Below are 25,672 nucleotides of genomic sequence, written 5' to 3'. Positions count from 1 at the left end.
GGGTTTTTTGACGCGCGAAAGACTTTCAATATCTCATGTCAACCAGTGCTTCGCCACGCCCCGTGAAAAGGTGTTGCGGCGGCGACACTGTCGGGTAAATCCGAACCGATTGCCCGCTCGCGTTCCGCGCTACACTTGATCGAAGGTGCGCCAGAATCGAGAGCATGGCGCACGCTCGGGGAGAGCAGCCATGAATCGGCCACTGGTTCGGTTACCGCTTCGCGCGGCAGGTACGGCGCCTGTCAGGAAGTGGCTCAAATGGGGGCTGGCAGCGGCATTTCTGCTGGCGCTGGCTTTGGCGGCCCGCCTGGTTCAGGTCGAGATCGAAACGTCCCGGCTGCAGGCGCGCTATCTTTCCGAACTCACGCGCGACGTGGGTTTTTCCGTCGAGCCCGGTCCAAGTCATTCCGTCCGCTTCCCGCAGGCAGACAAAGGCCCCTACGACAGCCGCCTCGGCTACGCATTGCTACCGTCGTTCCAGCAGCGCCTGCTTGAACGCGGATTTGAAATCAGCGCACAGTCGCGTGATTCCGAGCGAATGCTGTCGCTGGCCGATAGCGGTCTATTTATTCCCTACGCCGAAAAAGATCAGGCGGGGCTGCAACTCTTCGACGGTACCGGCGCGCCGCTGTTTGGCGCGCAGTATCCGGGCCGCGTTTATGACAGCTTCGAGTCGATCCCACCGCTGATCGTCAATTCACTGCTTTTTATCGAAGACCGCTATCTGCTCGATCCGGATCAGCCGAACCGTAATCCGGCGATCGACTGGGGGCGCTTTGGCCACGCGCTCGTCGATCAGGGGGCGCGCGTATTCAACCGGCATCAATCGACGCCCGGCGGCAGCACGCTCGCCACGCAGATCGAGAAGTTCCGCCACTCGGCGGGTGGGCGCACGGCAACGCCGCCGGAGAAATTGCGGCAAATCGCATCCGCCTCGGTCCGCGCGTATCTGAATGGCCCGCAGACCATGCCCGCGCGCCAGCAGATCGTCGTCCACTATCTCAACTCGGTGCCGCTGGCCGCGCAACCGGGCATCGGCGAAATCAACGGAATGGGCGACGGGCTCGCCGCCTGGTACGGTCGCGATTTCAACGACGTCAACCGCATTCTCAAAGCGCCGTCGACAGAAGAAAATCTCGCGGAGCAGGGCGTGGCGTTTCGCCAGGTGCTCTCGCTGATGATCGCGCAGCGTGCGCCATCGTATTTTCTGCATCACGGCTATGCGGAACTTGAACGTCTGACGGATAGTTATCTGCGCTTGCTGGCGAGTGGCGGTGTCATTTCGATCCCGTTGCGCGATGCCGCGCTGTCCGCACAAGTGGATTTGCATCGCGCACCGGAAAAAACGCTGAACGCCGACTCGTTCGTGTCGCGCAAAGCCGTGACGTCGATGCGCTCGCATCTGTTGACGGCGCTCGGCATACCGAGTTTCTATGAACTCGACCGGCTGGACCTGCAGGCAACGGGCACGCTCAACAACGCCGTGCAGCAGGCGGTGAGCGAGCGCCTTGCCGCCGCCGCGACGCGCGACGGCGCAAAAGCCGCGGGGCTCGTCGGCTATGAAATGCTGCGCGCCTCCGACGATCCGTCGAAAATCGCCTATAGCTTCACGCTGTTCGAACGGCGTGGCGGCGCGAACCTCGTGCGCGTGCAAACCGATAGCGTGAATCAACCGTTCGACATCAACTCCGGCGCACGGCTGAATCTCGGTTCGACAGCGAAAATGCGTACCGTGGTGACGTATCTGCAGATCGTCTCCGACCTGCATGCGCGCTATGCTCCGCTGAGCATAGCGGAGCTGAAAGCCGTGAAACCCGATCCGAACGATCAACTCACGCGCTGGGCGCTGGATTATCTGGCGCACACCCAGGACCGCTCGCTGCAAGCCATGCTCGATGCGGCCGTGGAACGCAAATACTCGGCAAGTCCAGGCGAAACGTTTTACACGGGCGGCGGCGCGCAAACCTTCAACAACTTCGAATCCGACGACAACAGCCGCATTCTCACCGTGCATCGTGCATTCCAGCATTCGGTGAATCTGGTGTTCGTGCGGCTGATGCGCGATATCGTCCACTACGAGATGGTGCAGACCACCGGACCGTCGGCGCAATGGCTCGGTGATCCGGCGATCCGCAAGATGTATCTCACGCGTTTCGCCGATCAGGAAAGCCGCGTGTACATGAATCGTTTCTACACGAAGTACCACGGCAAGACGCCCGAACAGCAACTGGCCTTGCTGCTGCTCGGCGTGCGCAAATCGCCGCCTAAAGTGGCGACGGTGTTGCGCAGCGTCGCGCCGGATGAATCGAATGCGTGGTTCAACGCGAAGATGCGTGCGGCTTTGAAAAACACGCCGGCCGCCTCCATCCTGGACGATGAGGACCTGGCGAACCTGTATGACAAATACGCGATCGACCGCTTCAATCTGAACGATCGCGGCTACATTTCGAGCGTGCATCCGTTGGAGTTGTGGACGCTCAACTATCTGCGCGCTCATCCCGACGCAACGCTCGACCAGATACAGAACGCCAGTCGCGACGTGCGCCTGTCGACGTATTCGTGGCTCTTCAAAACCCGCTATCACGCCACCCAGGATCGCCGTATCAAGCGGATGGTCGAACTGCGCGCATATGATGCGATCGGCAAATCGTGGCAGGCACTCGGCTATCCGTTCGCGACGCTCACGCCGTCGTATGCGGCGGCGATCGGCGCGTCCGGCGACCGGCCGGCTGCGCTCGCACAACTGATTGGCGTGATTGCCAACGGCGGCAACAAGGTGCCGACCGAAAGCCTCACGCAACTCGACTTCGCAAAAAACACGCCGTACGAAACGCATTTCCAGCGCGCGGCGGTGGCGCCGCAGCAGCAGTTGTCGCCGGAAATCGCCGGGGTTGTCAGAGGGTTGTTGCGTGACGTCGTATTAGGCGGCACGGCCAAGCGGCTTGCGCAGGGCATGACGTTCCCCAACGGCCAGACACTCGAGATTTACGGCAAGACCGGCACCGGCGATCAGCGCTTCAATGTGTGGGCCAAAGGCGCGCGCCTGATCGAGTCGCGCAAGGTAAACCGCAGCGCAACTTTCGTGTTTGTGATCGGTGATCGCTTCTACGGCACGCTGACCGCCTGGGTGCATGAGCCCTACGCGGCCCATTACGAGTTCACAAGTGCGCTTTCGGTGCAGTTGCTGAAGTCGCTGGCGCCGGTGCTGCAGCCATTGCTGCAAAATCCGCCTGCCAAAACGGCTTCTGTAGAGAAAGTAACCGTGCAATAGAGGGGTGAGTTAGCGAGGCGCAATCACCGCTTGAACGCCGTGCAAACACCTGATGAGCGAAAATGCGGCACGCTGCGATCCCAAGCGAAACCGGAAACAGATTCGTCTCGGCGCCTAATAGCTCGCGTCCGTCGCCGGCTTAAGGAAAAGCTCGTGCACGGGTGCGAAATGCGCATAGAGCGGCAGAATCGCACCGCCCATCGCCCTTGCATCCGCGCCGATGGTGCCTTCCAGCAGTTGCGGACGCACCATGCCTTCCCATTCAAAGCGATCGAGCACGCGCTCGGTTCGGCGGATGATTTCACGGACCAGTTGCCGGTCGAGTTCGCCGTCGATCACCACCGCTTCCAGATCGAGCAACGCAGCCGCATTGGTCAATGCATTGGCAATCGCAGGACACGCGGTGTCGAGCCATTGTTCGGTCTGCCGCCACCATTCAGGCGACAACGCGCGATGGTCGTGCGCGGCGGCCGCCGGCGCCCCCGCATTGCTCAACAATTGTTCCAGCACGAAGCCCGACGCCGCATGCAGCAGTTGCCGCGCCGGTTTGCGCGCGCTGCCGTCTTTCAATGGAATTGAGCCCACCGCGCCCGCATTGTCATGCGGTCCGCCGTGCAAACGGCCGTCAATCACCAGACCGCCGCCGATAAACGTGCCGACGAACAGATAGAGAAAATTGTGAATTCCACGGCCCTGGCCCATCACGAGTTCGGCCGCGCAGGCGGCGGTGGTGTCTTTGGCGAACTCCACGGGCAAGCCCGTCATCGTCGCGATGCGGCTGCGCAAGTCGATCTCGTGCCAGGCTTCCAGCGCTTCCTGCGGCGCGCCGAGAAAGTCGCGCCAGCCGCCAAGCCACAATGGCGCGGCCACGCCCACGCCAACCACTTTGTGAGCCCGCGCGCCGAGCGTCTGATTCACGCGCGCCAGTTTGCTTTCGAGCGCGGGGAATAGCGTGTGCGGATCGGGGTAGGCATACTCGAATACGTCGCGGCACACCACGTGGCCCGCGAAATCCATCGCCAGCACGTCGAGACTGCGTCTGCCTACCTTGATGCCGATGGTGTACGCGCCGTCGGCACGCAACGCGATCGGAACCGAAGGCTGACCGATGCGCCCGCGCACGCGCGCCTGCTTCTCGAGCAGGCCGTCGTCGATCAGACGGTCGACGATCATCGACACGGTCTGCATCGACAGACGCGTGAGACGGCCCACATCGGCTTTCGGCAACGGCCCATGCAAACGGATCGCCTGCAGGACGATCCGTTCGTTGAACTGCCGCATGCCGACCTGATTCGAGCCGACCGTGCGTTTGAGAGGCGAACGTGTACCGGTGGTGTCCATCGTCGTGGGCCTCTCAGCGGGATGCAGACATCATGCTATCGCCTTGACGTCCGCTTCCTTCGCGCCCGTCATGATCGCCACGGCCTCCGACATGTGGATGTCTTTGGTGTTGACCACCGCGGCACGTCTGCCGAGCCGCTGGATATGAATACGATCCGCGACTTCGAACACATGCGGCATGTTGTGGCTGATCAGGATCACCGGCAGGCCACGATCACGCACACGCCGGATCAATTCGAGCACCATGTTGCCTTCCTTGACGCCGAGTGCGGCGGTGGGTTCGTCGAGAATCACCACATGCCGCGCGAACGCCGCACTGCGCGCCACCGCCACGCCTTGACGCTGACCGCCGGATAAAGTTTCGACCGCCTGGCGCATCGAGCGGATGCCGATCTGCAAATCCTTCATGTGCGCGGTGGCTTCGTCGAGCATGCGGCGCTTGTCGATCATCTTGAAGATCGAACCGCGCCAGCCCGGTTTGACGAGTTCACGGGCGAGAAACAGGTTTTCGGCGATGCTCATGGCGGGCGCCACCGCGAGTTCCTGGTACACGGTTTCGATGCCTTGAGCGCGTGCATCCAGCGGGCTGCGGAATTTGACCGGCTTGCCGTCGAGCAGAATGTCGCCCTCATCGGGGATGGTGGCGCCGGAAAGCGCCTTGATCAACGACGATTTGCCCGCGCCGTTATCGCCGATCACAGCGAGAATCTCGCCGGGCAGCACCTCGAAATCGCAGCCGTCGAGCGCGGTGACGTTGCCGTAACGTTTGACGAGTCCGCGCGCCTGCAGAACGGGCATCACGGCGGAAGCGGAAGTAGGTGTCGACATGACAGGCTCCTTTTGACGTTCAACCGCGACGATGGGAAAGTTTATCCGCGGCGACCGCGAGAATCACGAGCATGCCGGTGATCAGCACCTGGTAGACCGAAGAGACGCCGATCAGCGTCAAACCGTTACGAAACACGCCGACGATCAACGCGCCGAGCAGGGTGCCGGCAATCGATCCGCGTCCGCCGAACAGACTCGTGCCGCCCAGCACCACGGCCGTGATACTGTCGAGATTCTCGGTTTGCCCCGCTTGCGGATCGCCGACGCCCGTACGCGACACCGACAACAGCGCGGCGATGCCGTAGATCGCGCCGGCCAGCGAATACACGGTGAGCAGAATCTTTTGCGACGAAAGACCCATCAGGCGCGCGGCTTCGGGGTTATTGCCGAGCGCATACAGATGCCGGCCGGGCACGGTGTCGCGCAAGACGAACCACGTTGCCGCGTACATCAGCAACGTGAGCACCGTGCCGTAGGTGACGTCGGCGGGGCCGAGTTTGAACGTGTTACCGAGGAACATGATCGCGTCCGGCAGGTTCGAGACGCTCTCCGCGTTCGAATAGATCTGCGTGAGTGCGAACGCGATGTTCAGCGTGCCGAGCGTGACGATGAAGGCGGGCAATTTGATGCGCGTGATCAGCACGCCATTGAGCGCGCCGAACAGCGTGCTCGCGGCCACGCCGCACAGAATCGCGAGAACCGGCGGCACGCCGAGCGTGACCGCGAACTTGGTCATGATGATCGAACCGAACGCCATCACCATCCCGCACGACAGATCGATCCCGCCTGTCAGCACGATCAGCGTCTGGCCGATGGCGATGACGGCGACCACCATCGTCTGCTGCAGGATCAGCGAGAGGTTCTGGAACGACAGGAAGCGGTTGCTCTGCGAAATGAAGAAGCCGCAGGCGAGCAGCAGGGCGATCAGCGGTCCGATTTCGGCGAGCGACGGCAAGCGGTCGGCGAAGGTACGTGGGTGGCCGGCGGGCGCGGAAGGTGTCGACATGATGGGTGTCCTTGATGCTTGAGCGTGGCGGGCAGACCACGCGGCGAATACGGGGCGGGTGATGCGATGCTGCGGCCGGCGAGCCGGCGGCGGGTAAACAGGGCAAGCGGTAATCCGGCGGTCGGAATCCGCCGCTCGCGATCCGACGGCGGCCCAGCGTCGTGGGCCGCCATTCAACGCGCGTTACTTATTCCCCCAGCAGTTGTCGAGGCCGAACTTCGTATCCTTGCTGTCGACGCCCGACATCGGCTTGTCCGTAATCAGCGTCACGCCCGTGTCCTGATAGCCGGAGACCTTCTTGCCGGTCTTCGCATACTCGACACCCGCCGTCACGCCGAGCGCGGCCATCTTCAACGGATACTGCTGCGAGGTCGCGGCAATCGCACCGGCCTTCACGTTGCGCACGCCTTCGCAGCCGCCATCGATGGAAACGATCATCACGCTCTTGTCCTTGCCCGCCGCTTTGAGCGCGCGATAGGCGCCCGCTGCGGCCGGTTCATTGATCGTGTAGACCACATTGATATCCGGCGACTTCTGCAGGCAGTTTTCCATTGCTGTCTGGCCCTTCGACTGATCGCCGCGCGTGTCCTGGCTGCACACAATCGACGGATCGCCTTCCTTCACGCCGAAGCCTTCCAGGAAGCCGTTATGACGCAGCACGCCGACCGAGACGCCGGGCGCAAGGTCGAGCGTCGCGATCTTCGCGGGCTTGCCGTTCAGGGCGGTTTTTGCGTATTTGCCGATCAGCACGCCGGCCTTGAAGTTGTCGGTGGCGAAGAGGGCGTCCGTGGCATCTTGCGGATCGGTCGGCGTATCGAGCGCGACCACCATCACCCCTGCAGCGCGGGCTTTCTTGATGCTCGGCACGATCGCCTTGGTATCGCTTGGCGTGATCAGAATCGCTTTCGCGCCGGCCGTCATCATGTTTTCGATGGCGGTGACCTGGCTCGCGTTGTCGCCGTCGAATTTACCGGCGGCGGTGAGCAGTTTGGCGCCGTCTTTCGAGGCAGCCGCTTCAGCGCCCTGTTTCATCTTCACGAAGAACGGATTGGTGTCGGTCTTGGTGATGAGGCCGACGACAGGCTGGTCGGCCGCCTGGCTCGCGCTCGCACACCATACCGCCGATGCCGCGACGCACATCGACACGATTTTCCTGGCGACAGGATGCCTGCGGGAATTCAGATTCATGGGACGCTCCTCCGGTTATTGGCCACGACGGTGTGAACTGCGGGCGATTGCGTACGCGAACGCTGCGCGCTTGCAATCTGTTCGCAATCTGGATGGGAACCTGACGCGGTTCCGCGGCGGTCCGAGACTGACCGCCTAAATCACTTTGGTTGATTTAGTACAGCAGGCGCGGCGACGCCCGTCAAGAAAACGATCGGGATGAACATCCATGCACCGAAGCCGCCGCGAACGCGGCGAGCTATGTGTGACGGGGCTTTGAAGGCGTGGTGCGATGCAAGATCGAGCGCCGGGACTCCGGGAAAGTCCTGGCTCGGGTGAAGGCGATTTGAAATGTTAACTGACGCTTTGCGACGATAGCGGGCGGTCGCGAAGGGATTAAGCAGCGACTAAAAGAGGCGACTAAAAGCAGCGATTCGCACGGCGATGACCGCACATCTGATCAACGCCGCGAGAGTCGTGGTGAGCGAGACTGAAGGTGCTTACCTGCGCGATGCGAGTGTTTGACGCTTCGTTTCAAGCTGAGTGACGACGCGCTGCAAGGTCCGCTCCGCCGGCCCTGATATCTGCACGAACCTGCAGCCGATCACGAAGCGCAGATCGCCCTTTGAGGTGGTCAACTGCCGGGGCGCGACGATTTCCAGATCGAGTCGCAACGTGCCGAAGCTGCCGAGTTGGAGCGTGACGTCGCGCAATACGGTGCCGCTTTCAAGCGCGCCGAAACGCGCATCGGCGGTTTTCAGCGCCACGCCGCCCAATGAAAGATCCTGCAGTTCGAGCCGGAACGTATCGCCGTCCGCATACGGCCCGCTAGCGATATACGGATCGAGCACAGGCGTTTGCACGCGGAAGAATTCGCGACGTTGAACGTAGTACAGCAACGAAGGGAAGGATGCCTCGAAAGCCGGGCGTCCGTCGAACATGACGGGGTCTGCGTTAAGCGTCGTGAACTCCGTGCGAATGCCTCCCGGCAGGCTACGGAAGATTAACTGGCGCGCCGATGGAAGTGCGTAATTGTCCAGATCCGTGCTGCCGGCGTCGAAGGTAAAGCGCGCATTGCGCGAGTCGACCTCGAGTACTTGCGTAACGATTTGGCGGCCGTTGAATTCCACTGTCACGAAGTCTTGTCCGGCCATCAGCTTGCGCAGGCAAACGGCGATTTGCAAGGGGTGGCGCTGCGCGAAGGTCGAGTCTGCATCGGTAGTCTGTTCGGCGAGATCGGCGTCCAGCAGAAGGGCGGCATTCATTTGAGTATCCATGCTTGTTATGGCCTTGGCCTGGCCGGTTGGGGGAGCGCAAGCGGCATGGGATAGGTATGCCAGCGCTCAGCCTTTTCCTGCTTTATTGCAGGGACCGTGCCAACTGCATGGATAGACTGATCGAAGCGGTGTTTTTGCCGTGGAACCGCTTTATACGGGCGTTTGCGGGGAGCGGCCCGGGAGGCGGAGAGGGCGCTGTGCAGCGTTCGCTACGTAACGTCTTCGATACTGTTACGGCCACATGAGAACAGGGGCGGTGCTCAGGCGTGACGACGGCGCGCTATGCCCGAGGCGTCACAAGAAGCGATGCCTCGCGCTGAGCGGGGACACGGCCAGGCCGATTTTGCCCACCTCATTCAACGCGCCTGACGCGGCGCGCCAGTCGAGGCCCGCACAACCAGTTTCGGCGCGGAGGAAATTCGCATCGGCACGTTTGCCGCGACCTGAGAACCCGCTTGTCCGTAGGACGATTCGATCAGCTCGCGCAACAGCGATACCGCGAGGCCGGCGACTTCGACGGTCGGCACGGCAACGGTCGTTAGCGCGGGCCGTGATTCGCGCGCCAGTTGGATGTCGGTAATGCCGATCACGGACAGATCGGCCGGCACATTCAAACCGAGATCGGCAGCGGCGTGCATGGCGCCGAGCGCCGGCAGATCGTTGGTCGCGAAGATCGCGGTGAGCGTGGGATCGGCTTCCAGCAGCGCACGCGCCGCGGCGTAGCCGCCTTGTATCGTATCGGGCCCATGCTTGACCCGGCTTTTCGGCACGCCGGCCGCACGCAAGGCATCGACAAACCCTTCGTAGCGGGCCGCGTGAATGCCCGACGCCTTGCTGCCGACAATCGCGCCGATTCGCCGGTGACCAAGATCCAGCAGATGCGTGCCGGCCAGTTCGCCTGCCAGACGAAAGTCGACTGCGACGCACGGCAGCCCAGGTGGCTCATTGGGCCGTTCCCACATGCACAACACCACGGGCGTGCCGCGCGATTCGGTCGTATGCAGGTCCGCGAAGTCCAGGTTCGCATTCGTGACGAGCACGCCTTCGGACAGTGTCCCGGCGATCTGGTCGAGATAGGCCCGCCCGGTCAGCGGATCTTCGTTCGTATTGCAGATGATCACGAAGTGGCCGCTGCTGCGCGCCGCGTGTTCGACCGCGAGCGCGAACTCCGGATAGAACGGATTGGCAATGCTCGACACCATCAACGCCAGCGTCGGCGCGCGGCCCTCGGCGAGCGCGCGGGCCGCCAGATGCGGGCGGTAGCCGAGCGCGTCGACGGCGTCCAGCACGCGCTGCCGGGTGCTCGCGCCGACCCGGCCGCGATTGCGCAGTACATTCGATACCGTGGCAGGGGTGACGCCCGCGTGGCGCGCGACTTCGCTAAGGGTGGTCATGATATTTTCAGTATTTGGGATAGCTGTTCGACATTTGCATCGCACGCCAAGGCGCGGCACCATTTGCCGCACAGACAAAACGATATCGGAGACAGGCAAGGCCCAGCGATCGCATGCGATCGATTTTTTTCGGCTTTGCTGATTAAGCGCTTAATCTCCGACATCGAGCCGATTAAATCACGGAGTCGATGCAATGGCGAGCATTTCGTTGAGAGGCGTGCAGAAGGCATATGGCGACGGTGCGCTGGTGATCCGCGATGTCGATCTGGAGATCGCTGAGAACGAGTTCTGTGTATTTCTCGGTCCGTCCGGCTGCGGCAAGTCCACCTTGTTGCGGATGATCGCCGGCCTCGAAGATGTGACCGAGGGCGACCTGTCGATCGCCGGCCGCCTCGTCAACGACGTTCCGGCGGCGCAGCGCGGTGTGGCGATGGTGTTCCAGAGCTATGCGCTGTTTCCGCATATGACCGTGTTCGAGAACATGGCCTTCGGCCTGAAGCTGGCCAAAACCCCGAAAGACGAAATCGACCGCAAGGTGCGGGAGGCCGCGCGCATTCTGCAACTGGAGGCGCTGCTCGAGCGCCGGCCGAAGGCACTGTCTGGCGGGCAGCGGCAGCGCGTGGCGATTGGCCGGGCCATCGTGCGCGAACCTGGCGTATTTCTGTTCGACGAACCGCTTTCCAATCTCGATGCGACGCTGCGTGGCCAGACCCGCATCGAGATCGCGCGGCTGCACAAGCAATTCGCCAAAGCCAGCGTCGTGTACGTCACGCACGACCAGATCGAAGCGATGACGCTGGCCGACAAGATCGTGCTGCTGCATGCGGGTAAGGACATGGAGCGCCACGGCAGCATCGCACAGATCGGCGCGCCGCTCGAGTTGTACCACCGGCCGAAGAGCCGCTTCGTCGCCGGTTTCATCGGGTCGCCGCGGATGAATTTTTTGCCGGGGCGGGTGGCGTCGGTCGATCCGCAGGGCGTGATCGTCACACTCGACGAGACGTCTGAAAGCGTTCGTGTGCCCGTCAGCGGTGAAGGTCTGCAGACGTCTCAGCCCGTCACGCTCGGCGTGCGGCCGGAACACCTCGAATTCATCGGCGCGGCAGCGTCTGAACACTCGCAGAACGGTGTTTTGACTCGCACCGTGTCCCTCGTCGAACAGCTTGGCGAGCACAGCTATGTCCACCTCGATCAGCCCGGCGGCGCCGTGCTGATCGCCAAAGCGCCGGGCGACACACGTCTCGCGCCCGGCGACCGCGCGAGTTTGCGCGTTCCCAGCCGTGCATGCCATTTGTTTACCGAAGACGGCTTTGCCGCCGCTTCGCTCGAATCCGTCGAACACTACGCATAGAGGACATTCGGATGCGCCTTGGAGTCTGTTACTACCCGGAACACTGGCCGGAGTCGATGTGGGAAGACGACGCTCGCCGGATGAAAGCGCTTGGCATCGAGCAGGTGCGAATCGCCGAATTTGCATGGAGCCGGATAGAGCCCACGCCTGGTGAATACAACTGGGGCTGGCTCGATCGCGCGATCGAGGTACTCGGCGCGGCCGGTTTGCAGGTCGTCATGTGCACGCCCACCGCGACGCCGCCCAAGTGGCTGATCGACCGTCATCCGGACATTCTGCCGATCGGTGCGGACGGCCGTCCGCGCGCCTTCGGCTCACGCCGTCACTACGATTTCTCATCGCCTTCGTATTTCACCGCGTCGCAGCGAATCTGCACGGCGGTCGCTGAGCGTTATGGCAAGCATCCGGCGGTTGCGTACTGGCAGACGGATAACGAATTCGGCTGTCATCACACGGTGGTCAGCTATTCGGCGGCCGCGGTGGGGCGCTTTCGCGAGTGGCTCAAGGCGCGCTATCAAACGATTGATGCGCTGAATCGTGCGTGGGGCACGGTGTTCTGGAGCATGGAGTACCGCAGCTTCGACGAGATCGACGCGCCGGTGGCGACCGTCACCGAAGCGCATCCGTCGCACCGGCTCGACTACCGGCGTTTCGCCTCCGACGAAGTGGCGCGCTACAACCGCATGCAGGTCGAGATCATCCGCGCGCATTCGCCGGGGCGTCCGGTCGCGCACAACTTCATGCAGCTCTTTACCGAGTTCGATCACTACAAGGTGTCGGCCGATCTCGATGTCGCCACGTGGGACAGCTATCCGCTCGGCGCGCTCGAAGAGCAGTGGTTTGCGCCGGACGTGAAGGCGCGCTGGTTGCGCAGCGGACATCCCGACTTCGCGTCGTTCAACCATGACGTGTACCGCGGCATGTCGAAGCTGCCTTTCTGGGTAATGGAGCAGCAGCCGGGTCCCGTGAACTGGGCGCAGTGGAATCCGGCGCCGCTGCCCGGCATGGTGCGGTTATGGAGTTGGGAGGCGTTCGCGCACGGCGCGGGCTGCGTGTCGTATTTCCGCTGGCGCCAGGCGCCGTTTGCGCAGGAGCAGATGCACGCGGGTTTGAATACCCCCGATAACCGGCTCGATGCCGGCGGACGTGAAGCAGCGCAGGTTGCCGAAGAGATTCGCGCGGTGCAGGCCGCGAATGCCGACGCCGACGCTGCGATCCGCTCGAAAGCCGCGCTTGTTTACGACTATGAAGCGAAGTGGCTCTTCGAGATTCATCCGCAGGGTGCGGATTTTCACTATCCGCGCTTTGCATTCGAGTATTACTCGGCGTTGCGCGCGCTCGGGCTAGACGTCGATATCGTGCCGGTCGACGCGGCGCTCGACGGCTATCGTCTGATCGTCGTGCCGCCGCTGCCGGTCGTGCCCGCGGATTTCGCCGCGCGACTGTCGAACTCGGGCGCGCACGTCGTGCTGGGTCCCCGCACCGCTTCGAAGACGCAGGACGTGCAGATTCCCGCGAACCTGCCGCCGGGCGCGCTTGCTTCTGTGCTGCCGTTGCGCGTGTGGCGCGTCGAGTCGATGCGGCCGAATGTGACCGAAGCAGTGCGGCTCGTGGATAACGGGGACGTGACGCGGGAGGACGGCGTCGCGCGTCACTGGCGCGATTTCATCGAAGGCGAGGGTGGTCCGGCGGCTTCGCTCGACATACGTGCCCGTTTCGCCGACGACCATCCCGCTTATGTGAAAAGCGGTCGGTTTCACTACTTCGCGAGCCTGTTCGACGATGCGCTCACCGTCCGCCTCCTGAAGCAGATCGCCGAAGAAGCGGGCATCGAGACGATACCGCTCGGCGACAGCGTGCGGTTCAGCCGTCGTGGTGCGCTGACCTACGTATTCAACTACGGTGATCAGACATACACGCTGGCCGATGTCGCCGACGACGCTTTCGTGATCGGTTCACGCGCGATCGAACCGCGAGGCGTGGCCGTCTATCGATCGGGAAAATGATCTGAAGCGCTGAACGAAGGATTCCATGCAGTAACAACAACGACGCAAGATCAAGGGATAAAGGAGACAGCAACATGGCACTGAAACCTCGCAAGATTCTGCTGGCACTCGCGCTGGCCGCGGCGGCCGCAGGGATATCCGTCGTCAGCACGGCGCAGGCCGGCACGCTCGCGGTCAACATCGCGTTCAAGGGCGCGAGTCAACGCGCCGTCTGGCAGTCGATCATCGACGATTTCAAGAATACGCATCCGGGCACCGACGTGAAGGTGTCGTTCGTCGACGAAGAAGCGTACAAAGTCCAGTTGCCCGGTTGGCTCTCCACCGTCGCGCCCGATATCGTCAATTGGCATGACGGCGAGCGGATGGCCTATTACGCGCAGCGCGGTTTGTTCGAAGACCTGAGCGGCGATTGGGCGAAGAACGGCTGGAACGACATGTATGCGTCGACGAAAGAAGCGTCGTCGTATAAGGGCAAGCAGTACGCCGCGCCGACCGTGTACTACTCGTGGGGCATGTTCTACCGTAAGGATCTGTTCCAGAAGGTCGGCATTGCCGGTGAACCGAAAACATGGAACCAGTTTCTCGACGACTGCAAGAAGCTGAAAGCCGCAGGCATTACGCCGATTGCCGTGGCTGGCCGTGATTCATGGACGCTGGCCGGCTGGTTCGATTATCTCGACCTGCGCCTGAACGGCAACGCGTTCCATCAGAAACTGATGGCGGGCGAGATTGCGTATACCGATCCGCGTGTGAAGAAGGTCTACACGACATGGAAGCAGCTGATCGACGCCGGCTATTTCATCGACAATTCGCTTTCCTACGATCTGGATGCGGTGCAGCCGTTCCTGTTCCAGGGCAAGGCCGCGATGATGTTGATGGGCACCTTCATCACGGGTGGTTTCCCGCCGAACGTCAAGACGGAAATGGGCTACTTCCAGTTCCCGATCATCGACGCGAACGTGCCGACCGCCGAAGACGGTCCGGTCGAATCGCTGCATATCCCGTCGAAGGCGAAGAACAAGGCGGATGCGCATGCCTTCCTTGCGTTCGTCCAGACGCCGGAAAATGGCGCGAAGCTGGCGGCCGGCCTCGGTTCGTTGTCGGCGAATAGCAAATCGCCGGAACCTGAGGATCCGATTTCGAAGATCGGTTTCCAGATTCTCGCGAATACGAAGGGCGGCATTGCGCAGTTCTACGATCGTGACATGACAAAGGAAATGGCTGATGAAGGGATGAAGGGAATGCAGCAATTCATCTCCGATCCCTCGAAGCTCGACGATGTGCTGGCGCAACTCGAGCAGACGCGTAAGCGGATCTATAAGAAGTGAAGCGCTAATTCCAATCGACACAGGAGAATGATCGTGTCGCATTCCGTCACTCGCCACACTGTTGGCGGCTCTGCCGAACCGGGCGGTCCTGGCTTGCCTGCATCGGGCGTACCGGCGTCGGGCATACCGGCATCGGGCGGCGCTTCGCGCGGCGGCTCGTCTCGCGCGCCGCGCCGGCGCCGTCCTTCGCCGACCGCGCGCCGGCAGCGCCGAGCCGCTTTCCTGTTTCTGGCGCCGGCCTGCGTGATGGTGGCGATCTACGTCGTGTGGCCGATCATCTCGACTGTCCGCCTGAGCTTTTTCAACTGGGATGGGATGACCGACCCGTCTTTCGTCGGTCTCGCCAACTATATCGAGTTGTTCCATACACCGACGTTCTACACGGCGCTGAAGAACAACCTTATCTGGCTGCTGCTGTTCCTGCTCGCCCCGCCGATGGGGCTCGCCGTCGCGCTTTATCTGAACCAGGCCGTGGCCGGCATCCGCATCGTCAAATCGCTGTTCTTCGCGCCGTTCGTGTTGTCGGGCGTAGTGGTGGGTTTGATCTTCTCGTGGTTCTACGACCCGACCTTCGGCTTACTCGCGGTGATTCTCGGGCACGGCGTGCCGGTACTCGGCGACTCTCATTACGCGACCTTTGGGATCGTGTTCGCCGCACTGTGGCCGCAAACTGCGTATTGCATGATTCTTTACCTGACTGGTTTGACGTCGTTGAACGCCGAGCAGATCGAGGCGGCGCGAATGGAGGGGGCGCGCGGCTGGTCGATGCTGTGGCACGTGATTCTGCCGCAATTGCGGCCGACCACGTTCATGGCGATCGTCGTCACGGTGATCGGCGCGTTGCGCAGCTTCGATCTGATTTCGGTGATGACCGGCGGTGGACCGTTCGAAAGTTCGACCGTGCTCGCGTACTACATGTACGACCAGGCGATCAAGTATTACCGCATCGGCTATTCAGCGGCAGTGGCGGTTGTGCTGTTCGCCATCATGCTGGTGTACATCGTCTATCACCTGCGCCGCATGCTGCGCACCGAGCAATAAGGAGCCGATCATGTTTCCGATTCCGATCGACAAATGGAAGCCGGTGACGCGCCGCGCATACAAACTGACGTTACCGTTCGCGCTGCTGATCTGGTTGCTGCCGATGATCGCCGTGCTCGTGACCTCGGTGCGCTCGACGGAAGAACTGAGCGAGGGCAACTATTGGGGTTGGCCGAGACACTTCGCGATGTTCGATAATTATCGCGAGGCATTGACCACCTCGCCGATGCTGCATTACTTCTGGAATAGCGTGCTGATTACCGTGCCCGCTGTGGTGGGTTCGATTGCGCTTGCGGCGATGGCGGGATTCGCGCTGGCCATCTATCGTTTTCGCGGCAATTCGGCGCTGTTCGCGACGTTCGTTGCGGGTAATTTTGTACCGGTGCAGGTGTTGATGATTCCGGTGCGGGATCTGTCGTTGCAGCTCGGTTTGTTCAATACGGTAAGCGCGCTGATTCTGTTCCATGTGTCGTTTCAGACAGGATTTTGCGCGTTGTTTCTGCGGAACTTCATCAAGCAGTTGCCGTTTGAACTGGTCGAGGCGGCGCGGATCGAGGGCGCCAATGAGTGGACGGTGTTCTTCAGGATCGTATTGCCGTTGATCCGTCCCGCGCTGGCCGCATTGGCGATTCTCGTGTTCACATTCGTGTGGAATGACTACTTCTGGGCGCTGTGTCTGACGCAAGGCGATGACGCTGCGCCGATTACCGTAGGCGTCGCAGCCTTGAAAGGGCAGTGGACGACGGCATGGAATCTGGTTTCGGCGGGGTCGATTCTCGCCGCGTTGCCTTCGGTCGCGATGTTCTTTGCAATGCAGAAGCATTTCGTGGCGGGGCTGACATTCGGAGCCACGAAGGGGTGAGGGCGCGTCAGGGCAACGCGCCCGCTGGATTGGCGTCAGAACGTATGCCGGATCGCCGCCCGCACAACAAGCTGACTCGATGACGACGAGAGGTCCTGTGCGCCAGGCACGTACGCCTGATCCAGCGCCGATCCGGTGGCGTCGCCGGTGATCTTCTGGAAGGCGCCCTGAAGGTAGACATCGGTGCGCTTTGACAGGTTGTAGTCCGCCATCAGGCCGGCGGTGTGAATCTTCGGCCGTACGCTGCCTGTCGTTGCATCGTAGTTCTCCAGCGTATAAACGTATTGCGCGCCTACGAAGAACGCCGGCGTGAACTGATATTTTCCGTTCAGTTCGAAATTCTGGTACTTCAAACGGGTCAATGTTCCGCCTGCCAGCGCACCGGTGGTCGGCTGGATGCTCTCCTGCGCGCTGAGGTAGGCGACATTCGCAGCGGGGTTGCTGATGTTCGTATCGGTATACGCAAAGCCAAGCGTAGCCGGGCCCACTGTGTAGTTGATCCCTGCGCCAAAGATGCGCAAGCGCCCGGATTGAAAGTTTGCGTCCGCGGCGACCGTCGAACTCGAACCGGCAATCGCACCGCCGGATGTCGATCCCGGATTGTCCGCGTTCAGATAGGCCGCTGCGATCAGCAGTCCGCCGTTCGTGTACTGTGCGCCAATGCTCAACTGCCGGTTATTGGCAAAGCCTGTGCTGTTGCTGAAGCTATAGGTGCCGCCGAACTGGAAACCGGCGAGGTCTGGGCTCGCATACTTAACCGTGTTGTTGATGCGAAACGTGTTATCTGTGTTGTCGTTGTCGAACGGATGGGATAGCAGATAGCCGCCCCAATTGCCGTTGGCGGTCGTCAATGCAAGATAGTCGACCACCGAATCGTATTGCCGGCCGAACGTAACCGTACCGTACTGCTCGCTCTCGATGCCGACATAGGCCTGGCGTCCAAACTCGAGTCCGCCTTGAGCAAGCTTGCCGGTGTTGACATTGAAGCCGTTTTCTATCTGAAAGACTGTCTTGAGGCCGCCGCCCAGATCTTCGGCGCCTTTCAGTCCCCAGCGGCTGCCTTGTGCATAGCCGCTTGTCAGTTCGTACGCGTGGCTTCCGCCGACGTTATTCGTAAAGTCGAGTCCCTCGTCAATGACGCCATACAAACTCACGCTGCTCTGTGCAAATGCCGATGTTGCAAATGCGGACGTTATCGCAATACAAACAATAGTTTTATTCAATTCGCGATCCTGAATATGGAAGGTTTTTTTCTACTTGATTTGTCGATCAGATTGCCGTTTCGCTGGTGCGATCAGGTGGGCTAGTCCGAAGCCTCAGAGAATCATTTTGTTCAATGGGGTGGCTAGCTCAGGCCGGTTCACTTCGCGCCGTAGATATCGAAGTCGAAATACTTCCGGTTGATTCGTGCATAGGTCCCGTTGGCCAGCACGGCAGCGAGTGCCTGATTGAACGCATCGCGCAACGCGACGTCCTCCTTGCGAAGACCAAGACCGTCGCCCAGACCGAAATACTTCGGATCGTCAAAGGCCGGGCCGGCAAACTTGTAGTTCTTGCCTTCAGGCTTCTTGAGGAAACCATCGTCCGCCTCGATCGACGCCTGAAATGCCGCGTCGAGCCGTCCTGAGAGCAGGTCCATGTAGACCTGATCCTGATTCTGGTAAGAGACGATCTGCACGCCGGCCGGTTGCCACTGCGCTTTGGCGTAATCCTCCTGGCTCGAACCCTGTTCGACCCCGACACGTTTCCCTTTTAACGACGCAGCAGTCGGCAGTAGATCGGAATCGCGCTTGACGACCAGTCTTGCCGGCGCGTTGGAGATCTTGTTCGTAAACGCAATCTGCTGCATGCGCTTGGGCGTGATGGTCATTGAGGACGAGATCGCATCGAACTTTCTGGCCAGCAGTCCGGGGATCATGCCGTCGAAGCTGGTTTCGACCCATACGCATCGCGCGTGAAGCTCGGCACACAGCGCGTTGGCGATGTCCACGCCAAAACCGGTCAACTTTCCGTCCGGCGTCTTGAACTCTAGCGGCGGGTAAGTCGGATCGACCGCCAGCCTGATTTCCTTGCCGGACCAATCTGCGGCACCGGCGCTGCCGGACAGCGCCATCAAAGCGAACGAGATGGTTGCGAGTGTCTTTTTCACGTGTGTTTCTCCTCAATGTCGTTGTTGAAATGCTGATGTTCGATACAAACAGGTTTTGCCAGAAAACGTTCGGTCAACTTGACCCAGTAGGTGGCGCCCACCGCGAGGCAGTCATCGTTGAAGTCATAGCCGGAGTGGTGTAGTGCGCAACTGCGTTCACCATCGCCATTGCCGATCACGAAGTAGCTGCCAGGGCATTCTTCGAGCATGAATGCGAAGTCTTCGCTGGCGGTGAAGGGTTCGAGATTGTCGATGAGGGATTGCGGGCCGAGCCAGTCCGCAGCCACCTGGCGCGCGAAGTCCGTTTCCGCACGATGATTGATCAGCACCGGATGGCACCTGACGTAGTCGATCTCCGCGTGCGCACCGAAACTTGCCGCCTGCCCATGCACGAGTTCGTGAATCCTGCGTTCGAGCAGGTCGCGGACATCCGGCGCAAGCGCCCGGACGGTCAGCAGCATCTGCGCCGACGACGGGATCACATTCGACGCGACGCCCGCATGAATCGAACCGACGCTGATGATGGCCAGATCGCGCGGGCTCACGTTACGTGACACGATACTTTGCAACGCAGTCACGATCGACGCGCATACGACGATCGGGTCAATGGCCTTGTCCGGCACGGCGCCATGCCCGCCGCGACCCATCACGCGTACCGTGACGGTGTCGGCGGACGCCATGAATGCGCCGCTGTAAAAGCCGAGATGACCCGCGGGATACCCCGGCACGTTGTGGAGAGCAAAGATGGCGTCGCACGGAAAGCGTTCGAAAAGGCCGTCTTCCATCATCTTTTGAGCGCCGCCGAGGCCTTCTTCGGCAGGTTGGAAAATCAGGTTCAGCGTGCCGCAGAACGCTCGCGTTTCGGCCAGGTATTTTGCTGCGGCCAGCAACGTGGCGGTGTGCCCGTCGTGACCGCAGGCGTGCATGACGCCTTCGTTCCGGCTGGCATACGGCAAGCCCGTCGTCTCGTGAATCGGAAGCGCGTCCATATCGGCGCGCAGTCCGAGGGACGGTCCCTCGCTGATCTTTAACGTGCCTACGACGCCGGTTTGACCCACAGCTCGCGTGACCTGGTAGCCCCACTGGTTCAGGCATTCGGCGACCAGTTCGCTGGTTGCGATCTCCTGCAGGCCGAGTTCCGGATAGGCGTGAATACGGCGGCGCAAGCCGATCATTTCCTCGCGAATGGCGGCGATGCCAGGCAAAACGAAGTCTTGAACCATTGATGAAATCCTTTGAAGAGCGGACAGACCCGGTCGTCGCGTCAGCCCTTGGAGATTCAGGCGACGCAACTGTCTGCACTGGTCGGAATGCTATTCAGCGAAATTTCGAGGCGGAAGCCGCAGTTTTGTTATGCTGACAACCATTTGTTGTCGGGGTGGTTTCGTGAAGATTCATCAACTGCAGGCGCTAGTGGCGAGTGCGGAAACGGGAAGCATCCGGGCGGCCGCGCGGTCATTGGGGATTTCTCAGGCCGCCGTCACGCGCGCGCTGCGCGAACTCGAAGCCACCGAGCAACTGCCATTGCTGATACGCGCACCCGAAGGAATCAGCTTCACCGAATATGGCAAGGCGTTGCTCACCCACGCGCGGCTGGTTCTCAATCAGCTGGAGCATGCGCAGAACGACCTGGCAAGACTACGCGGTCGAGCGGAGGGCAGGCTTAGCGTCGGTGTGACACCGTGGATCACGTTGACGTTTCTGGGCGAGACAGTATTGCTGTTTCGCAAGCGGATGCCCGATATCCAGCTGGAACTGTTCGAGAGCCTGATGGCTGTCGCGCAACCGCTTTTGCGCACCGGCGACATGGACTTTGTGATTGGACAGTTGCATCCGTCTACGGCAACCCAGGAGTTTTCGTGTGAACCGGTTTTGAACTACGAGACGGCCGTGATGGTTCGCCGGGGACATCCGCGTCAGCGCTGTGGCTCGATTTACGATTTGCTGGACCAGGACTGGGCGCTCAATTTCGCGCCTGACGGACGGGACGCACTGATCGACTATCTGTTCACGCGCCATGGCGCGCAGATTGAAGCGAACCGCATTGTGCGGGCTCAGTCGCTAGGCACGCTGCAGATGCTGGTTGAGCGCGCCGACATGTGCACGTGGTGCCCGACCGTCCTTCAAACGGCTCCCCTGTTTCAAAGTCAACTGGTGGCGCTCACGTTGAAAGAGAAGTTCGATTCGCGGCAACTGAGCATTGTCACGCGCCGGAACAGCACGCTTAGTGGCGCGGCACACTGCTTTATCGAGTGTCTTTTGCACGTGATCCGCAAGCATGCAAGATCGGCAAAGAAAGAAGACCTTGCGCTGTTTGATACCGTCACCTTGCTCGTTTGAACATCGAGAAACCGCGTGTGTGATGCGGTCATTGTCAGTCTTGCCGCACAAGTTTCAGCACGCTAGTCCACATTGAAATGCACGCGGATATCCTGCCGGCTTTCGACCGGATGTCCGGCCTGCATCGCCGGAAAAAACCGCCACTTACGGAGCGTTTCGAGCAGGATCTGATTGAGCCGCGGGTTGGCGGTCGGCTTGATGAGTTCGACATCGACTGAGCCGTCAACGTGAATGGCGAAGCGGGCTGTCGCGACGGTTTGATATGCCTGCTCGCGCAAATCGTCGGGCAGTTCCGGCAACGGTTGGGCAATGGCGTGTGCGGTGGCATCGCCGGATGACGTGGCCGATGGTGTAGCGCTTGCACGTTCTTCGGAAGCGGGGGCGGCAGCATGCGCAGACGGATCGGCCGCTTTCGTTGCGGCGGCTGGCTGACTAGGGGCAACGCTTTGCACCGGGTGCACATCTGGCTTCGAGGTGGGTGATTGTGTTGAAACGTGAGGGCGCGGATCGACAGGTTGTCGTGGCTTCGCCGGAGCGATCGGAGCGTGCGTAACCGGAGGCGCAGAAAGCGTCGCCGTTGGGGCTTTCGGCGGATCGAGTTCCACGACCCGCATTTCAAGTGGCCTATCCGGTGTACGCGTGGTTTTCGTTGCGCCCAGCCAGCGCCCTAGTTGAAATAGAAACACGATCCATACGATTAGCGCGACCAGCACCGCTAACGCGATTCGTATTTGCGGAGCATTGTCCACCGCGGCCGCGAGGCGCATCCGGCTACTCACGATGCACGGCGATCAGAAACCGCTCGGCACCCGCGCGGCGCGCGGCCAGCATCGCCTGAACAACCACGCCATGGCCCGCGGCGTCGTCAGCCGCGATCACGACATTGCCGTCCGGTTGCAGCAGACGCTTGACCGTCGGCTCGATTTGATCAAGGCGAACTGACTGATGGTTCACAAATAGCGCATTGCTGCTGTCGACCGTGATCGTAAGCGGTTCATGGGCTGCCATCTTTTGCGCGTGGCCGGCGGGGAGATTGATCTTGAGCGCGTCGAGCCGCTGCATCGCGAGCGATGCGAGCATGAAAGTTGCCAGCAGAAAGAACATCACATCGATCATCGGAATGATTTCGATGCGACCGCGCCTCGCCGCGCGCGAGCGCTTGAACTTCACGGCAGCGCTCCCGCGGGTGTGTCGGCAAGACGGATTTCGCTGAGCCGCGCATTGGCGAACGACTCGAGTTCGTCCATGAGCCGTTCAAGCCGGCGGGAAAAATAGTTGAACGCAAAGAGCGCGAACAAGGCGACGACGAGGCCGATCGCGGTTGCCACCAACGATTGCGCCACGCCGCCGGTCACGCCGCCCGGATCGACGAGACCATCGCCGCCGAATAACTGAAACGAATGCATCATGCCGACGATGGTGCCCAACAGACCCAGCAAAGGCGCCGCCGTCACGATGGTTTCCAGCACCCAGAAGCCTTTGCTCATGTCGCGTTCGATTTGCGAGGCAACCGATTGCGCCTTGGCCTCACGCAGCCATAGCGGCACAGAAGGATCGGGTGCCCACGGCGCGCTCATCCGTTTGAATGCGTTCTGTCCGGCGGCATCCTTCAATCTGCCGGCCCAATCAAGGGCCGATCCGGGCGCCGCGATTTCGTGGGTGCCGCGTAGCGTGCCCGGCAACCGGCCAAAACGCACAAACACATAAGCCCGGTCGAGGGTGATGGCGACGGCCAGAATGGCGAGTATCGTCAGCGGATAGATGACCCATCCGCCTACGCGTACCGCCGCGAGAACGCTTGCCCAGTCTTGCATGCTTTACCTCTTCGGAGCCTGACGGAATCAGAAATGCTTGGTGAGCCCGGCGTAGACGGCGAAATGTGGGCCATATTGCGGTGCGCCGACGCCGATGCCCGAACCGTCGCGCAACTCGTAGACGCGATTGAACGCGTTGACCACGACGAGGCGTGCATCGAATTTGCCGATGAGCGGCTGGTTGAAGTGCTGTATCACGCCGAGATTGACTTGCGCATAGACCGGCAGCCGGTCGGTGTTCGCGAAGCCGCTGCGCAAGCCGCTTCCTACCAGTCCGTCGAACGTGAAGGTCGTTTTGCCGAGATCGTAGGTGCCGCCGAATGACGCGGTGATGCGTTGATCATGATCCAGATAGACCCAGTGACTGTTGATATAGGCGAGTTCCGCCGGGTCGAAATTGAACTGTGCTGAATCGATCTGCGTGCCCTGCGCGCGGCTCCATGCGAGATTCATATACGCCGATACATTGTCCTGCTTGTAGTTGGCCGTGAACTCGACCCCATACACGCGCCCCTCCCTGTAGTTGAACGGCGTGAAGATGAGCGCGGAGCCGAACTGTCCTTCATCGAGCAGGTTGGCCGATTTCTTGTAGTAAGCGTCGAGCCCGATCGTGACGTTGGATCCGATGCGCTGGGTCACACCGAGATCGAAATAGTGGCTGCGTTCCGGTTGCACCTGGTCGTTTTGATCCGACGGACTCTGGTTGGTCGTGCCATTGAATCGGCTGATGGTCGAACCGGACACCAGTTCGAACGCAGGCGGCGTGAAATAGCGTGCGTAGCCGGCATGAACCGTCGTGGCCGGCGTCAGCGCATAGACGAGGCCGATGCGGGGACTGAGTTGGCTCGCGCTGACATATTCGTCCATCTTGTCATAGCGCAAGCCATAGTTCAGCGTGAGTTTGTCCGTGATTTTCCATTCGTCCTGCACGTAGGCGCTATACAGATAGCCGGTCTTACTGCTGGAGTCCTGAATATTGAAGGGTTGATCGGACAGCGGGTTGCCGTTGCTATCCGTTGCGAAGACGTTGACGCTGTCGTTGAACACGGCATGTTCCTGCTGGAAGAAGACACCCGCCCGGACCGTATGCTTGTCGTTCAGCCGCCAGGTCGTGTCCACCTGGGCGCCATTGGCCGAGTTGCTGTGAAAATCCTGTGACGCCACGCCGTTAAAGAGCAGATCGCCGACCGGGTCGGGATTGAATTGCGTCCGCGTATAGCGCGTAAAGAGGGCAACCTGATAGTCGAGCGCACCGCCATTGGTGCCCTGGAGGGCCACCACGGCGAAGTTGTTCAATTCCGATTGCGTTTCGTTCAACTGGCTCGAGTCGAACGTATTGTTGCCGTTGAGCGTGAAGTTGGTCGGCAAGCCGGGCGTGTTGGGAATCTCGAACTGATTGCTCGTCGTGCCGAACATCACGCTCACGCGGGTGAGCGGGTTGATGATGTACGACATGTAGCCGAACGCATCGCCCTGACGGGTGTGGTCGTGAATCGCGTTGGCACTGGCAGTGGGATTCTCGATCCCGAGGTTGTTCATGCCGAGCGAGCCGCTGAAGTAGTAGCTGAACGGCCCCTGATTGCCGAATACATCCGCGCTGGTCTTGATTGTCTGATGACTGCCGCCGAACACGTCGATGGACCCGCCGTTGCCTGCATCGCCCGTCTTTGTGCGGATGTCCACCACGCCTGCCGTGCGATAGCCGTACTGCGCCGGCAACGCGCCTGTCAGCAGGTTGACCTGGTCGATGATGCGGGTGTCGAGTGACTGGCCGAAACCGCTGATCGGCTCGGGAATGATGATGCCGTTAATGCGGTATTGCAGGTTCGCGTGGTCACCGCGCACGTGCAATTGCCCGTATGAGTCGCTTGCCACACCGGGTGCCTGGAGCAGTACCTGGTTCAGCGGCGTGTCTTGCCCTGCGGGCAACGCATTGATATCTGCCTGGCTGAAACGGTACACGCTGCTGCCGGTTTCCGGCAGCAGTCCGTTGCGGGCCCGATCGAGGCGCTTTGCGTTCACCTGAACGTCGAGGGTGTCGCTTTGAGCGAGTTTGACGTCCACCGCGTTTGCAGTGCCCGCAGTCGTGGTCGTTATGCTGCTGCCGCTCGCGAATCCCGGCGCGGTGACGACAATCGCGTAGGTGCCCGGCGTGACGTGATCGATCGCGAAATGACCGTCGGCATCCGTTTTCGCTTCGCTGATAGCGGCGCCGCTTGCGTTCTGAACGCTTACGGTGGCGTTCCGGACGGGCTTGCCTGACGCGTCGGTGACGGCGCCCGTCACTGCGCCCTCGTCGGGCGCGGCGTGCGCATGAGCGGCGATAGCGAACAGCAGCAGGGCTGCATGAGAGACACGCGTGCGGTTTTTCATCTTTATTTATTCGGGTTGAGCACTGATGGAGGTGTTTTCGGTTTTGTTGACGTTTTCCTGGCTGCGGCACGGATGACGAGGTGTGCGCTGACTGGTCCCGATCAAGCGGGCACCCCGCCGTCAT

The 25,672-nt window shown here is 61.0% G+C and carries 20 protein-coding genes; 7 read left to right on the top strand and 13 right to left on the bottom strand.

Going from position 1 to position 25,672, the window contains the following annotated elements:
• The first annotated feature begins 190 nt into the window (after positions 1-190).
• Positions 191-3,271: a transglycosylase domain-containing protein gene (locus tag PQQ95_RS05225; RefSeq protein ID WP_408435528.1), complete on the top strand. Its 3,081-nt coding sequence runs from the start codon at positions 191-193 to the stop codon at positions 3,269-3,271.
• A gap of 114 nt (positions 3,272-3,385) precedes the next feature.
• Here the strand turns inward: PQQ95_RS05225 and PQQ95_RS05220 are convergent, their stop codons facing one another.
• The 6 genes from PQQ95_RS05220 to PQQ95_RS05195 all read right to left on the bottom strand — a co-directional run bounded on the left by PQQ95_RS05220 (position 3,386) and on the right by PQQ95_RS05195 (position 10,284).
• The gene (locus PQQ95_RS05220; RefSeq protein WP_408435526.1) at positions 3,386-4,612 is read right to left on the bottom strand and encodes an ROK family transcriptional regulator; all 1,227 of its coding nucleotides are present in this window, start codon (positions 4,610-4,612) and stop codon (positions 3,386-3,388) included.
• Positions 4,613-4,642: 30 nt separating this feature from the next.
• Positions 4,643-5,440 carry an ATP-binding cassette domain-containing protein gene (locus PQQ95_RS05215; RefSeq protein WP_408435524.1) on the bottom strand — a complete coding sequence of 266 codons (798 nt, stop codon included), beginning with the start codon at positions 5,438-5,440 and terminating at the stop codon, positions 4,643-4,645.
• A 19-nt stretch (positions 5,441-5,459) separates the two neighbouring features.
• The gene (locus PQQ95_RS05210; RefSeq protein ID WP_408435522.1) at positions 5,460-6,446 is read right to left on the bottom strand and encodes an ABC transporter permease; all 987 of its coding nucleotides are present in this window, start codon (positions 6,444-6,446) and stop codon (positions 5,460-5,462) included.
• Between the two features lie 183 nt (positions 6,447-6,629).
• The gene (locus tag PQQ95_RS05205) at positions 6,630-7,634 is read right to left on the bottom strand and encodes a sugar ABC transporter substrate-binding protein (RefSeq protein WP_408435520.1); all 1,005 of its coding nucleotides are present in this window, start codon (positions 7,632-7,634) and stop codon (positions 6,630-6,632) included.
• A gap of 479 nt (positions 7,635-8,113) precedes the next feature.
• Positions 8,114-8,878: a flagellar brake protein gene (locus PQQ95_RS05200; protein WP_408435518.1), complete on the bottom strand. Its 765-nt coding sequence runs from the start codon at positions 8,876-8,878 to the stop codon at positions 8,114-8,116.
• A 368-nt stretch (positions 8,879-9,246) separates the two neighbouring features.
• On the bottom strand, positions 9,247-10,284 hold the full coding sequence (locus PQQ95_RS05195; RefSeq protein WP_408435517.1) for a LacI family DNA-binding transcriptional regulator: 1,038 nt from the start codon (positions 10,282-10,284) through the stop codon (positions 9,247-9,249).
• A gap of 193 nt (positions 10,285-10,477) precedes the next feature.
• Here PQQ95_RS05195 and PQQ95_RS05190 point away from each other — a divergent pair, with 193 nt between their 5' ends.
• The 5 genes from PQQ95_RS05190 (at position 10,478) to PQQ95_RS05170 (ending at position 16,872) form a co-directional block, all read left to right on the top strand.
• Complete coding sequence (locus PQQ95_RS05190; protein WP_408435515.1) at positions 10,478-11,635, top strand: ABC transporter ATP-binding protein; 1,158 nt, start codon at positions 10,478-10,480, stop codon at positions 11,633-11,635.
• Between the two features lie 11 nt (positions 11,636-11,646).
• Positions 11,647-13,641, top strand: a complete 1,995-nt coding sequence (locus PQQ95_RS05185) for a beta-galactosidase (protein ID WP_408435513.1) — start codon at positions 11,647-11,649, stop codon at positions 13,639-13,641.
• Positions 13,642-13,715: 74 nt separating this feature from the next.
• On the top strand, positions 13,716-14,969 hold the full coding sequence (locus tag PQQ95_RS05180) for an ABC transporter substrate-binding protein (protein ID WP_408435512.1): 1,254 nt from the start codon (positions 13,716-13,718) through the stop codon (positions 14,967-14,969).
• 27 nt (positions 14,970-14,996) lie between these two features.
• Positions 14,997-16,010 (top strand): carbohydrate ABC transporter permease, encoded by a 1,014-nt coding sequence (locus PQQ95_RS05175; protein WP_408435510.1) that lies wholly within the window; start codon positions 14,997-14,999, stop codon positions 16,008-16,010.
• A gap of 10 nt (positions 16,011-16,020) precedes the next feature.
• Positions 16,021-16,872, top strand: a complete 852-nt coding sequence (locus PQQ95_RS05170) for a carbohydrate ABC transporter permease (protein ID WP_408435508.1) — start codon at positions 16,021-16,023, stop codon at positions 16,870-16,872.
• A 35-nt stretch (positions 16,873-16,907) separates the two neighbouring features.
• Here the strand turns inward: PQQ95_RS05170 and PQQ95_RS05165 are convergent, their stop codons facing one another.
• The 3 genes from PQQ95_RS05165 to PQQ95_RS05155 all read right to left on the bottom strand — a co-directional run bounded on the left by PQQ95_RS05165 (position 16,908) and on the right by PQQ95_RS05155 (position 20,244).
• A complete protein-coding gene (locus PQQ95_RS05165; RefSeq protein WP_408435506.1) occupies positions 16,908-18,095 on the bottom strand; it encodes a porin in 1,188 nt (395 codons plus the stop codon).
• 137 nt (positions 18,096-18,232) lie between these two features.
• Positions 18,233-19,021 (bottom strand): ABC transporter substrate-binding protein, encoded by a 789-nt coding sequence (locus tag PQQ95_RS05160; protein ID WP_408435504.1) that lies wholly within the window; start codon positions 19,019-19,021, stop codon positions 18,233-18,235.
• Entirely contained in the window at positions 19,018-20,244 is a 1,227-nt protein-coding gene (locus PQQ95_RS05155; protein WP_408435502.1) for a M20 aminoacylase family protein, read from the bottom strand. The genes PQQ95_RS05160 and PQQ95_RS05155 overlap by 4 nt, the downstream gene beginning before the upstream one ends.
• Before the next feature lie 163 nt (positions 20,245-20,407).
• On the opposite strand from PQQ95_RS05155, the gene PQQ95_RS05150 reads away from it, so the two are divergent.
• Entirely contained in the window at positions 20,408-21,361 is a 954-nt protein-coding gene (locus PQQ95_RS05150; RefSeq protein WP_408435500.1) for a LysR substrate-binding domain-containing protein, read from the top strand.
• A 62-nt stretch (positions 21,362-21,423) separates the two neighbouring features.
• On the opposite strand, the gene PQQ95_RS05145 is transcribed toward PQQ95_RS05150, so the two are convergent.
• From PQQ95_RS05145 to PQQ95_RS05130, 4 genes are read right to left on the bottom strand one after another with little or no spacing between them, the layout of a single operon-like run.
• Positions 21,424-22,128 (bottom strand): energy transducer TonB, encoded by a 705-nt coding sequence (locus tag PQQ95_RS05145; protein ID WP_408435498.1) that lies wholly within the window; start codon positions 22,126-22,128, stop codon positions 21,424-21,426.
• Positions 22,129-22,132: 4 nt separating this feature from the next.
• The gene (locus tag PQQ95_RS05140; RefSeq protein ID WP_408435497.1) at positions 22,133-22,531 is read right to left on the bottom strand and encodes an ExbD/TolR family protein; all 399 of its coding nucleotides are present in this window, start codon (positions 22,529-22,531) and stop codon (positions 22,133-22,135) included.
• Positions 22,528-23,175 carry a MotA/TolQ/ExbB proton channel family protein gene (locus PQQ95_RS05135; protein ID WP_408435495.1) on the bottom strand — a complete coding sequence of 216 codons (648 nt, stop codon included), beginning with the start codon at positions 23,173-23,175 and terminating at the stop codon, positions 22,528-22,530. The genes PQQ95_RS05140 and PQQ95_RS05135 overlap by 4 nt, the downstream gene beginning before the upstream one ends.
• Positions 23,176-23,202: 27 nt before the next feature.
• Positions 23,203-25,548, bottom strand: a complete 2,346-nt coding sequence (locus PQQ95_RS05130; protein ID WP_408435494.1) for a TonB-dependent receptor — start codon at positions 25,546-25,548, stop codon at positions 23,203-23,205.
• Positions 25,549-25,672 lie beyond the last annotated feature (124 nt).

Source organism: Paraburkholderia caffeinilytica (assembly GCF_046030355.1).
Taxonomy (GTDB): Bacteria; Pseudomonadota; Gammaproteobacteria; order Burkholderiales; family Burkholderiaceae; genus Paraburkholderia; species Paraburkholderia caffeinilytica_B.
This window is presented reverse-complemented; position numbering and strand designations above follow the sequence as displayed.

What these genes read in the sequence shown, in the direction of transcription:
- PQQ95_RS05145 (WP_408435498.1), bottom strand. Translation starts at nt 22,128, where the DNA reads ATGCGCCTCGCGGCCGCGGTGGACAATGCTCCGCAAATACGAATCGCG.
- PQQ95_RS05130 (WP_408435494.1), bottom strand. Translation starts at nt 25,548, where the DNA reads ATGAAAAACCGCACGCGTGTCTCTCATGCAGCCCTGCTGCTGTTCGCT.
- PQQ95_RS05205 (WP_408435520.1), bottom strand. Translation starts at nt 7,634, where the DNA reads ATGAATCTGAATTCCCGCAGGCATCCTGTCGCCAGGAAAATCGTGTCG.
- PQQ95_RS05225 (WP_408435528.1), top strand. Translation starts at nt 191, where the DNA reads ATGAATCGGCCACTGGTTCGGTTACCGCTTCGCGCGGCAGGTACGGCG.
- PQQ95_RS05185 (WP_408435513.1), top strand. Translation starts at nt 11,647, where the DNA reads ATGCGCCTTGGAGTCTGTTACTACCCGGAACACTGGCCGGAGTCGATG.
- PQQ95_RS05215 (WP_408435524.1), bottom strand. Translation starts at nt 5,440, where the DNA reads ATGTCGACACCTACTTCCGCTTCCGCCGTGATGCCCGTTCTGCAGGCG.
- PQQ95_RS05180 (WP_408435512.1), top strand. Translation starts at nt 13,716, where the DNA reads ATGGCACTGAAACCTCGCAAGATTCTGCTGGCACTCGCGCTGGCCGCG.
- PQQ95_RS05220 (WP_408435526.1), bottom strand. Translation starts at nt 4,612, where the DNA reads ATGGACACCACCGGTACACGTTCGCCTCTCAAACGCACGGTCGGCTCG.
- PQQ95_RS05210 (WP_408435522.1), bottom strand. Translation starts at nt 6,446, where the DNA reads ATGTCGACACCTTCCGCGCCCGCCGGCCACCCACGTACCTTCGCCGAC.
- PQQ95_RS05200 (WP_408435518.1), bottom strand. Translation starts at nt 8,878, where the DNA reads ATGAATGCCGCCCTTCTGCTGGACGCCGATCTCGCCGAACAGACTACC.
- PQQ95_RS05155 (WP_408435502.1), bottom strand. Translation starts at nt 20,244, where the DNA reads ATGGTTCAAGACTTCGTTTTGCCTGGCATCGCCGCCATTCGCGAGGAA.
- PQQ95_RS05195 (WP_408435517.1), bottom strand. Translation starts at nt 10,284, where the DNA reads ATGACCACCCTTAGCGAAGTCGCGCGCCACGCGGGCGTCACCCCTGCC.
- PQQ95_RS05190 (WP_408435515.1), top strand. Translation starts at nt 10,478, where the DNA reads ATGGCGAGCATTTCGTTGAGAGGCGTGCAGAAGGCATATGGCGACGGT.
- PQQ95_RS05175 (WP_408435510.1), top strand. Translation starts at nt 14,997, where the DNA reads ATGATCGTGTCGCATTCCGTCACTCGCCACACTGTTGGCGGCTCTGCC.
- PQQ95_RS05170 (WP_408435508.1), top strand. Translation starts at nt 16,021, where the DNA reads ATGTTTCCGATTCCGATCGACAAATGGAAGCCGGTGACGCGCCGCGCA.
- PQQ95_RS05135 (WP_408435495.1), bottom strand. Translation starts at nt 23,175, where the DNA reads ATGCAAGACTGGGCAAGCGTTCTCGCGGCGGTACGCGTAGGCGGATGG.